Raw genomic sequence first — 11,107 nt, 5'->3', positions numbered from 1 at the left:
TCTTGAGTGCTCCCAACAAACTCGGTTGTCGTGGGCGCAAGGCAATTCCCTTTACCATAACGGGTTTTATCTTGCTCGCGATTGGATTTATCGGCAGTAAATTTGTTTTAGAAATGATTTTAGGTCGCTAATTTTTTTCACTAATCATAAAAACTAGACAGACTTTATTAAAATGCGTATAACGCTGTTTTCGCTTATTTAGGTAAAAATCGTGAAACTTGTACTCGCTCCGATGGAAGGTCTTACTGATCCAATCATGCGTGATGTGCTCACCCATGTTGGCAGTTTTGATTGGTGCGTGACCGAGTTTATACGTATTACTGATAGCATTCAGCCAGATCACATCTACTATAGCTTTTGTCCAGAACTGAAAAATGGCGGTAAAACCGCAGCTGGCACGCCTGTACATGTACAATTTCTTGGCAACAATCCAGACATGCTTGCTGCTAATGCAGCAAAAGTCGTTGAGCTAGGTGCTCCTGCAATTGATTTAAACTTTGGATGCCCTGCTAAAACAGTGAATCGACATCGTGGTGGATCAGTTCTGCTTGATGAACCAGAAACCGTCCATTTACTCGTCAAGGCTGTACGTGATGCTGTTCCAAAGCACATTCCAGTTTCTGCAAAAATGCGTTTAGGCTATTTAGATGAAGATCACACTCTAGACAATGCACATGCCATTGAAGATGCAGGTGCCAGTTGGCTTACTGTACATGCTAGAACCAAAGCAGATGGTTATACACCTCCTGCTTATTGGGAAAAAATTCAACCGATTACCAAAGCATTAAAAATTAATGTCATCGCAAATGGCGAGATTTGGAATAATGCAGACGCCAAAGCCTGTTTAGAACAATCTCATTGCCAAGACTTAATGATTGGTCGCGGTGCAGTAACCACACCAGATTTAACTTTGTGTATCCGCCAAAAGAAAGACCAAGCAATTCTTTCATGGTTTGATTTAGTCGAATTACAGCAACGTTTCTTGAGTGGTCAATATAAAACAGAAATCGGAATGATTGGCCGTTATAAACAATGGTTGGGGATGATGACTAAAGCTTATCCAGAAGCACAAGAGCTATGGGGAAAAGTAAAAAAAGAGAAGCAGCTAGATAAAATTCTTGATTATTTAATATAAAAAAGGGAGAGCATCTCCCTTTTTTATTCTAAATTTACATACCACTAATTTTCATTTGAAGATTAGTGATGGAAGCTCCTTTCATTCCAATATTTCCGATTGAGTTATTCTGCAATCCATTAAAAATATTTGGATCAAGTGTACCTATTGTATTACCAAGTTTTACGTTGTTTAAACTTAAATCAAATTCATCGGTTTTACTAGAATTTCCAAACACAATACCGCCAGCCTCTGTATTTGTCGGCGCTTCTATTCCAGCGTAGAAACCGTTTAGCCTAAAACCTGTTGAACTATTTGTTGCTTTAAACTGTAAATCAAAACTAGCGCCTACAGGTGTAGTCGTTGAATCACCTGGCGTCGAATAATCAGAAACAAGCATCATATTACAACCTGTACCAGTGCCACAAATTGAATCAATTGCCCCACCAAACATTATCATTTTCCCTTGGGGAGCAGCCCCAAGTTGGATATTCATAGTAGGCTTATTCGACGCAACAAATTTAATATCAAAATTATCTTTTACTCGTAGCAGCTCTTTAACACCAGATTGCAATTTTATTGCACTAGAAATATCAAAAATTGATTTTCTATTATAAGAACTACCACTAATACTAGATAAATTATTCGCATCAGCTGTATATATTGAAAAAGGCTTTATTCTAAATCCTGTGTAATTTCCACTAAATGACAATCCAATATTTGCAAATGCTCCATTTGTACCACTACCTTTATCAGTATCAATACTTGCATTAATTGTAGGTAATGATGTATCTGCATTACTCGAATCAATGCCTACAATCGCTACGGGATTTGGTTTAGAGGCTGTAACTGGTATCTGCCCAGGAATCCCAGCTATAACCAGACCTGCACGATTAGTGTAGTTTGATGATGTATAGCTATTATTTGATAATCCATCGGTATCGATGATGCTAATCTGATTAAACTCGACCTTAGAGTTATTTACAGAAATATTTATCCCGTCTTGCCCAACAGTAGAAGATAAACTCTGATCATCCATTGGTTGCATTGCCATCGAGTAAGGACTCAATAACAATAAACATCCTAAAATATTCTTTTTCTTCATTGTCCTAATCCTTAAGACAAGCGCTTAAATAACAACCAATATTCTAGCATAGAAAAACACCATAACAATGCGTAGAAAATCAGAAAACAATAACTAATTTCGTGGAATAATACCCAATTGACTATTCAACCGACCACCTGTAAGTACCATTTCACCCAACCTTGCTCCTGCACCAGTTGTTGGCGGATATAAATTAATGTCCCGAGCTCTAAAAACCCCATCAGTTGAACGGTTTGGGTTGAACGTGAGCCCTGTATTAAAACTTACCATCCCCTCACCAGAACTATGACGACCTATAACAATAGCGTTATTGAATGCAATGTTACCACTTAAATTATCTAAACCTAGTGTAGAACCATCAATAGGATCACTAATTTGAATCGTATTATTTGATCCAGTCAATTCCAAGTTACCAACAATATTCAAACTGTTACCAGTACCATCTTCCTTATATTCACTATTCGGAATAAGAGAGAAATCTATATTTCCACCTAAACGCAATTTCAAACCGACTAACACATCATCCTTTAAAGCAAAATTATCAGATGGCGCGGTACTGCCATTAGCACAACCTATTGCACTTGCATTTTGAGCACAAGTTTTATATTTCGACCCAGGCAAATAACCTGCGGCTAATTCAGCAGACATTACAATAAGCATATCCTTTAAACTAAGATTTAAACTACCTTTTTCGACCCCAATAGTTCCCCCTCCTTTTAGAAGCATATCTATATTGCGCAACCCCATATAATAATTTGTAGGTTGAATGCCATTGGCACTGTTATTATCATTATCTCCACCATCAATCACTAAAATTGATGTGGTTTTATTTCCTTGTGCAACAAAACTACCATTACGGTCTATACCATCTGTACTCATTGCTAAAGAGAAACCTAAACGAGGAGTTTGACCAGTACCTACCACCGCTTTATTCCCACTCATATCATAAGTATATACTGTTGAAGCATCGGCAGTTGTTCCGTACATTGCCAAATTCGCATTCAAATTATAAAAAGGTAAAGCTAAACCCCATGTATTTAACTTATTAGTTGTAGTATTAGAACCGTCGTGCTCAATGATTGGTTGGTATCCAGAAGCTGGGTTATAAGTTGCACTATTTGTAAACCGGCCACGCCTAGAAATAGCTTGGAACTCTGCTCCGCGTATCGCAATTAGCATACTATATGGATTGGTGTTACTTGTGCCAGTATGAATATTCTGGGTATAGTCTGATGCGCTTGTTAAATAACTACCACTAGTACCACCAAAACGACTTGTTTGGAACATGTAATTTGCTGGTAATAAAACTGATTTTGTATCTACTAAATTGATATAAACATTTCCACTATCAAAAGAGCCACGAGTTCCTGATTGCAACCCAGTTAAGTTACCAAACTCAAAACCATATGTGTTTAGACCAGCTCCACCTATCTCCAATGTTGTCGCGTTGCTTTTTTCAGCCGCACTAAGCACCCCATCCATGTTCGTGTCTAGCATCATATCACTATCAGTAGTAAAATCAGCTTTCATGCGAAATCCAATACCAGAACTTCCAATAATATTTCCACCTAAACTAGAGGTACCTGCACCGTTATTTGCAGTTCCTAAAATATTTGTGTTATTAGGGTTTCCATATTGTCCAGTAGCAATAATAGGACTTGAAAGTGTGCCGCTGTCAATGCCTCGTACTTGTAATGAACCATTAACCATTCGGCCACTTGCGCCTACTCGAATTAACCCCACAGCACCAGTAGGGCTTTTTGTATCAGCTGTTACTGCATATCTAGTATTATTATTGGTATTATTTACGTTTTTATTCATCATAAATTCTAAGTTCAGACCAGCGTTGGTCGCCTTATTTGAACTATTCTTATAAGATTGTGCCGTAATAGCAGCACTACCGCTATCTTCAACTCTTGTAAAATCTACATAACCTAAACTAGAACTTGGTTTGTCACTTATTAAAGCATTTGAAGTACCAACAGCATTCGTTTGAATTCGCATTCCTTCTTTATCATCAACATACATGACACCTTTACCTAAGAAATTGAAGTTTAAATTCTTAAGAATAAGCTGGTTTAACTGACTATTTACATCTACTTGCCCTAAATAAATATTTATATTTTTTAAACCAAGAACCAAGCTAGATTGGCTTGTTTTACTAAACAATCCATCTCTAGTCTGAAAAGTAAGGCCTATTGGCGAACTTGTTTGTATACCTAAAGTACCAATTGGATCACTACAACGAGCTGCTGCCTCAGTGTCACAAACTTTGAATGAATCCACAGTAATTAAAGAAGGGTTACTCGACAACTCTAAATCTAGCCCAGATTTTCCAGCTTCACTCCCAATATTTATTTTGTAATCGGTACCTAACGTTAAAGATGAGGCATTACTTTGCCTAATTTTAAAACCTTCTGCTATCGCTCTTAACTTTGAATTTGTAGCACCACTACTGCCTCTACCAGCATCATCTTGCCAATAGAACTGTTGAACATCTACAGCATCATAAGACGTAGAAATATGAATACCATCTTGACCATTTACACTTCTCAAAGCACGGTCATCTAAACTTTGTAAAGCGAATGCACTATGGCTCGCTAACATTAGACTTACTGCCAAAGTCGTCATTACAAAACCTGTCATCTTCTTATTTTTCTTCATCTCTTCAATCCTTTGAAATTTGTTTCATATTCAGATTAACAACGGGGATGACTACTATCACAACTAAACATCTTAATATTACCTTGCAATGCTAAATTACCATTCATTTTCAACCCCATAAAACCAGTTTCCTTACCAACATCATAAGTTGAGTTCGGAGCAGTCGCTGAAGTATAAGTAGTTGCTTTTAAATAACCATAATCTTGTGCAGGAGTTGAGCCAGTTACATTTTCAACTACTTTTCCAGTCGCATCTATGTAACTTGTAAAATTATCTTGCTCAATGGATAAAGCATTAAAACCTAAATTACGAATTAAAATAGGTAAACTCGCATCAAAGCTAAATTGCATCGCAGGTTTTATTTTATCAAAACTATTTGTTCCATCTGTTTTATAAACTAGATCAACTCCATCTAAGCCCATTTTCTGTAAATTAATAGTTCCTTGTATACCTTTGAAAACTAACCATAATCGATTCGCTGGATTAGCCTGCGTTGGATCACTAACTGCCAAGCCATTTTTTACAAAACGCTTATTAATTGATAAAGCGAAATGACAATAACCTAATCCTGTATTATTGGCAGCGGATTTATCACAAACTCCACCAATACCATCATCAAACTGATAAGTATTTGTATGATTAAGTGACATCAATAGAGAGATATCAGCGCCAGCCTGACCTTGAATAGATTGAAGCTCAAGATTATCTAAAGATTCAAGATCAGCATAAGCCACACTAGTAACAAGAGATAAAAGAGTAATGGTAATATGTTTTATCATCACAGTCTCCTTATAAACCTTTCGTTGTTAGCTTGAGATGTTGGATTAATAAGCCATCAATAACAGCAGAACCGAGGTTATTTAATGGACCTATATTTGCCAAAGCTGGCGCCTGATTCGTAGAAGGCATAACATAACCAGTTGTTCCATTTCCTGCACCAATAAATCCATCAAGTGTCACATTCTTGGCAGTTAGCCAAGCAGAAGAATTAGCCCAATTCCGATTTGCTATAGTTCCATACATTGGTGTAGTACCAGAAGTATTAGTACATCCAGCGATTCCACCTGAACAAGTTGCCGCATCATTTGGCTTGACTCGTGGATCAATAATCACCCAATTCCCGCTACCTTGATTGTATTCCCATTGATATAAGTATCCTGGGGTAGCAGAACAGCTTCCCCAAAGAGCTCCACAACTATACTTCTGTCTCCAAGACTCAACATTCTGTTGTCGTTGTTTATAACGCACTTCCGTCATTGTTGTTGAGCGAGTCCCTGATACCGTGTTTGCTAAATTAACCATTGAACCAGCTGTTGCACCAGAAACCTGAGTTGCTGTTGAAATAACCCGACCAAATGAAACACCAACAGCTCCTTCACTTTTATCAGCTAATAATGTCTTTCCACCATCAGGACTATAAGCGGTACCAATACTAATGCTACTATGTGTTGCGTTATCGCACTGATAAACATTACAAGTCGAACCTTCATAACCATTATTTGTATTAAAATAATCTGTATAAATCTTTTTATATATTGCAGGCTTATTTGTAACACGGGTTAACTCTATGCTAAAGTTTTTTCCATCTGAGCCTAATATAACAGGTTGATAAAGATTACCTAAAACTAAATTAATATTTGGGTAATATAAATATAACCCTTCATTATCTGAAAAATTTGGTGCAATAGGATTTGTAGAATCTAGGGCTGGCGTGTATAAATTATTTGCTCGGTTTGGAGAGTCTGAAGTCTCTCTAGTACTTAATCTCAGCACCTTACTAGTATCATTAAAATTACTTCGCGTCTTATTAGATGTAATGGAATCAGTACGAGTTCTCTTTTCAACATAATATCGACATCCAGCACCAACACCTAATGCAGATGTACTAGATGTATTATTACAGTCGCCTGTCGTTGACGTGCTTAACGTCGAGTTTGCTCCAGCATGAACCACTTGCCATCCATTATTGGTACCACCATTAGCATAAGTTTGACTCGAATTCGTTACGTTTTCAGTAATTATTGAAGTATTTTGACTGTTTCCTGTATTCAAACGTATTAAGCCAGACATCCCTAGTGTATTATTATAAAAAGGACTCATTCCATCTATTGCTGTGGCACCATTTAATGTCTGGAAAAAACTTAACTGACTACCATTCACACTAAATCCATTGATAACGCCTTGCAATCGCAGTCGGTTTGCTCGACTAGGGTCAATTGTTCCAATCATTCCATTTGTAGAACCATATTGAAATTGAGAACCATCAGTAATAGTACTACTTACATTTGGATTTCTAACAAAAGCATCTGCCCATACACCTAATTTCAAATTATAAGCATCTAAGCCTTCAGTACCATCTATACTTGGTTGATATAAGGGCGCCTCCAAGGACAAGTAAGTTACTGGATAAACAGAATTGTCCGATTTATTGAAATTCGGAACGTTATTATTTGTTTGAGCTTTAAGCACCCAAGGATTAGCCACCGTTCCCCAACTAGAGATCGTAGCTGCAGACTCTGATGTTGCAATACGAGTATTTGCATTACCATCCGATTTAGATAGAGCTAAACCGTATAAAAACAAATCTGCTTTACCTACTGCATGGTCTTCCGCACCAATAGTACCGTTCCCACTGGTGTCAGCGGCAGCTAAGCTCAGAGGTCCCACAGGCATATAGTTGATATATCCCGTATCTTTACTTCTGTCAGTCAAAATTTGAGTTATAGTCTCATTCGGACCAGCTCCACGAAAAACCATGTAAGTATTTTGTGGTAAAATTGCAATGCCTTCACCAGTTGTATTACTCAAACTAGCATCAGACAATTCCTCAAATGCAAAACTAAATTGGCTTGAACAAAAACCAACTAAGCTTGCTAAAACGGTTTTTTTAAACCTTACCGTATAATTAAGTGTAGTCATCTTGACTTTCCTGTTTACACGATGCTTTGCACCATATTTATTTTTCTTTCATAATCCTTGTTTTTTCTAGGTGATCTATTCCTTTTCACCTTACAAGGGACAAATCAGAATTTCCTGCCTAACTTAAGGCTAGAATATGATCAAATCTCAATCTTAGCAAAACTTTAATGTGCCATAACAGTTAGGCGCAAAAGTTTGCTTCTGTAATACAATATTCGTTAATGTCATTGACGCTGGCGTTGCACCTGCTAAATCGACAGGACCAACATTTAGCGTACCAGCCAAACAGCTAGTTGCTAAAAAACCACACTCCACAGCGTTACCATCTTGGTTTAAATATTCACTCACTTTACCCAAGGCCTCTACAATAGTTGGCATCGCAATTTCAACATTGCCCGAAGGTGTAATCTGCCCAATATCAATTGGGTTTGTAAGTTCTAGCCACCAACCTGTTTGTGCTACTGATGCTGCGTCTGGCCACATAATATTTACCCCCTGCACACCTAAATAGCCCGCAGAACCATTTAATTGTGCTGCGTGAAAGTAACCTAGACTTTGATTAATAGTTGCCTTTACACTTAAATTATTTACTGTTCCATTGACATCACCAGCGATTGCGACAGGTATACCCAGCAGGGAGGCAGTTGCATTCATTGTACCACTAATAGCAATTCCGCTTACCGTTGCATCTGCCAATAAGTTCACAGAAGAAATTCGCTTACCAGTGATCGTTTGTTGTCCCATTGTTAAGCTACCCGATCCTGCACCCAAATTCAAATTATACGAGTTAGATGTAAATGGTGCAGTGAACCCATTTCCAATGACTGTAGCTCGACCTGTAATAGCAGTATTTGTTTCTGCTTGGGTAATACCATAAAAAGGATTAGTAGTCACTGTACCCGTTGTAGGTTTTGTCACCATATAACCACTCAAAGAATTGATTCCTGTAGCGGCATCTCCATTTTCTAAGCCAAAGGTCAATAGTCCATCTAGTGATTTTGCACTTAATCGAAATCCTTGGATTTCACGAGTAGATGCTGAATCTGGATTTTTTATAGCAAACTCTAAAAAAGGGTTTGTAATGATGGCAGAAGTAGAAGCTCGCTCATCTCGAGTACTATCTACAGTGCCACCACTCAAACTCAAATAATCAATATCAATATCACAAGCTCCAGCACCATTAACCCCTCCACAACCAAGCTGCAGCTTCTTTATATTCGCATTAAGCTCAAGCTGTGCATCTAAAGCTAACCGATAAAAACCCATATTACCGTTATAACTAGTGTTACTATTCGTATCATTTGGAGAAATATAGGATAGGCTCATCAATGCCTGCCCTGTTGTAGCAGACATCTCACTATCACTCAGACTCTGCAAACCTTCGGAGGACGCATAGGCAGAATTTAGGCATACACTACCCAACGCCAACATAGCAAAATGTAGAGACTTAAACCGCCGCATAACGACCTCCGTGTTAAACTTCCATATGTTCTTTTTATTACTTGTTTCTGTTTGATCAAATACTCACTTATAGCCGTAGTAATTTCCGTGATCCTGTACAAAAACAAATCAAATTATAATGATTGTATCTTATTTTTGATTAATTGCTAGCTTCATTCGTCTGAAGAATTATTATGATGAATGAAGAATTTTTAAAAATCATTGTATTAAAAAACCCATCATTTACAAATGATGGGTTTTTTAATTTAAGTCTTAGGTAAAGTCACACCTGTTTGACCTTGGTACTTACCACCACGATCTTTATATGATGTTTCACACACTTCATCGCTTTCAAAGAAAAGCATTTGGGCGACACCTTCACCCGCATAAATACGCGCTGGTAAATTTGTTGTGTTTGAAAACTCGAGTGTTACGTGACCTTCCCACTCTGGTTCTAAAGGTGTTACATTTACAATGATACCGCAACGCGCATAAGTTGATTTACCCAAACAAACAGTTAAAACATTGCGTGGGATACGGAAGTATTCAATTGTACGCGCAAGAGCAAATGAGTTTGGTGGAATAATGCAAACATCAGACTCAATATCGATAAAGCTTTTATCATCGAAGTTTTTTGGATCAACAATTGCAGAATGCACATTTGTGAAAACTTTAAATTCACGCGCACAGCGAACATCATAGCCATAGCTAGATACCCCATAAGAAATCAACTTATCTCCGTTTTCTCCGAAACGAACTTGATTCTCTGCATAAGGTTCAATCATGCCGTGTTTTTCGCTCATTTCACGAATCCAACGATCAGATTTTATTGCCATGACTTTTATCCAAAATCTTAATGAATGATTGGCGGCTACTTTAACGCAAAACAGCAACAATGAAAATAACAGCTCAGGACTGTTGCTATGAATACTGCAATATCGTTTATAAATTAATTAGTGCGGAATAACTGATTGGGATGGAAAAGCTAACCAAGATTACCGAAGCTGTGCGTTGTAACTTAGACTGTGATAACCATTTTACTTTATTGGTAGCTAACATTGACCCAACATAAATCCAAAATAATGCAATCGGCAAAATCAAGCCTACAAATACACTTATATGTAAGAGATAAACCTCTTGGTCTTTCCATGCTAAAGCTGGAAAAATTGCTGATGCGAATAAAAGAGCTTTGGGATTTAACAATGTCGCGCACAACAATTCACGTGGTCGAATCGTGGGCTGATTTAATGCCACATGTTGGTTTGCAGTACGCCATAACTTCACAGCTAGATATAAGATATATGCTGCACTCATCAACTTAAGAAAAGCTGGAACTAAAGGCAAAGTTGCTGAAATTTTACCTATGAATAAACCCCAAACCGTAATTGCCAAAATATAGCCTATCGCTTCTGCTGGGATAAGTAGAAGTGATCTTTTGATACCAACTTGTACACCTGAAGATGCAAGCAGAGTGTTTGTTGGACCGGGAGTAAATAATATGGTTATAACTAAACCAATAAAAAACCATGAAATCATCAAATGACCTCACTAAAGGATTATTTGAGATTAATCCAATTACAAATTTATAGCAAAAAAACAACTGTAAGCACTTATATCCTTATTGCTTCAATCATTTACCAACTATTTATTTTATTTCATATTTATGAATTTCAAGCAAAAGCTACTCAATAGTCATTTATTTAAAGGTGTTTAATAAAACGTCTATGTAAAGATTACTTTGAAAATTTTCTTATATTTTATAAAGATAATGACCCTGAAAAATTTTTAAGTTTTATCTAAGCAAATAATGTTATTTTATAATCATACAGCGATCATGCTTTTATCTTATGTCACCATTTCTTTAT

General features: G+C 37.2%; 8 protein-coding genes. 1 reads left to right on the top strand and 7 read right to left on the bottom strand.

Annotated elements, in window-relative coordinates; translation table 11 throughout:
- The first annotated feature begins 211 nt into the window (after window positions 1–211).
- Window positions 212–1,135: a tRNA dihydrouridine synthase gene (locus B4237_RS08185; RefSeq protein ID WP_286942625.1), complete on the top strand. Its 924-nt coding sequence runs from the start codon at window positions 212–214 to the stop codon at window positions 1,133–1,135.
- Between the two features lie 34 nt (window positions 1,136–1,169).
- Here the strand turns inward: B4237_RS08185 and B4237_RS08180 are convergent, their stop codons facing one another.
- From B4237_RS08180 to B4237_RS08150, 7 genes are all read right to left on the bottom strand, one after another.
- Entirely contained in the window at window positions 1,170–2,219 is a 1,050-nt protein-coding gene (locus B4237_RS08180) for a DUF6160 family protein (protein WP_286942623.1), read from the bottom strand.
- A gap of 93 nt (window positions 2,220–2,312) precedes the next feature.
- Window positions 2,313–4,883: a DUF6160 family protein gene (locus B4237_RS08175; protein WP_286942622.1), complete on the bottom strand. Its 2,571-nt coding sequence runs from the start codon at window positions 4,881–4,883 to the stop codon at window positions 2,313–2,315.
- Window positions 4,884–4,918: 35 nt separating this feature from the next.
- Complete coding sequence (locus tag B4237_RS08170) at window positions 4,919–5,662, bottom strand: hypothetical protein (protein WP_286942620.1); 744 nt, start codon at window positions 5,660–5,662, stop codon at window positions 4,919–4,921.
- 10 nt (window positions 5,663–5,672) lie between these two features.
- Window positions 5,673–7,802: a hypothetical protein gene (locus B4237_RS08165; protein WP_286942618.1), complete on the bottom strand. Its 2,130-nt coding sequence runs from the start codon at window positions 7,800–7,802 to the stop codon at window positions 5,673–5,675.
- A 153-nt stretch (window positions 7,803–7,955) separates the two neighbouring features.
- Window positions 7,956–9,263 carry a hypothetical protein gene (locus B4237_RS08160; protein WP_286942616.1) on the bottom strand — a complete coding sequence of 436 codons (1,308 nt, stop codon included), beginning with the start codon at window positions 9,261–9,263 and terminating at the stop codon, window positions 7,956–7,958.
- 245 nt (window positions 9,264–9,508) lie between these two features.
- Window positions 9,509–10,078 (bottom strand): dCTP deaminase, encoded by a 570-nt coding sequence (dcd, locus tag B4237_RS08155; protein ID WP_004881246.1) that lies wholly within the window; start codon window positions 10,076–10,078, stop codon window positions 9,509–9,511.
- A gap of 106 nt (window positions 10,079–10,184) precedes the next feature.
- Complete coding sequence (locus B4237_RS08150) at window positions 10,185–10,778, bottom strand: LysE family translocator (RefSeq protein WP_075316058.1); 594 nt, start codon at window positions 10,776–10,778, stop codon at window positions 10,185–10,187.
- Window positions 10,779–11,107: the final 329 nt, after the last annotated feature.

It is taken from the genome of Acinetobacter sp. UBA6526 (assembly GCF_002434875.1).
GTDB lineage: Bacteria > Pseudomonadota > Gammaproteobacteria > Pseudomonadales > Moraxellaceae > Acinetobacter > Acinetobacter venetianus.
This window is presented reverse-complemented; position numbering and strand designations above follow the sequence as displayed.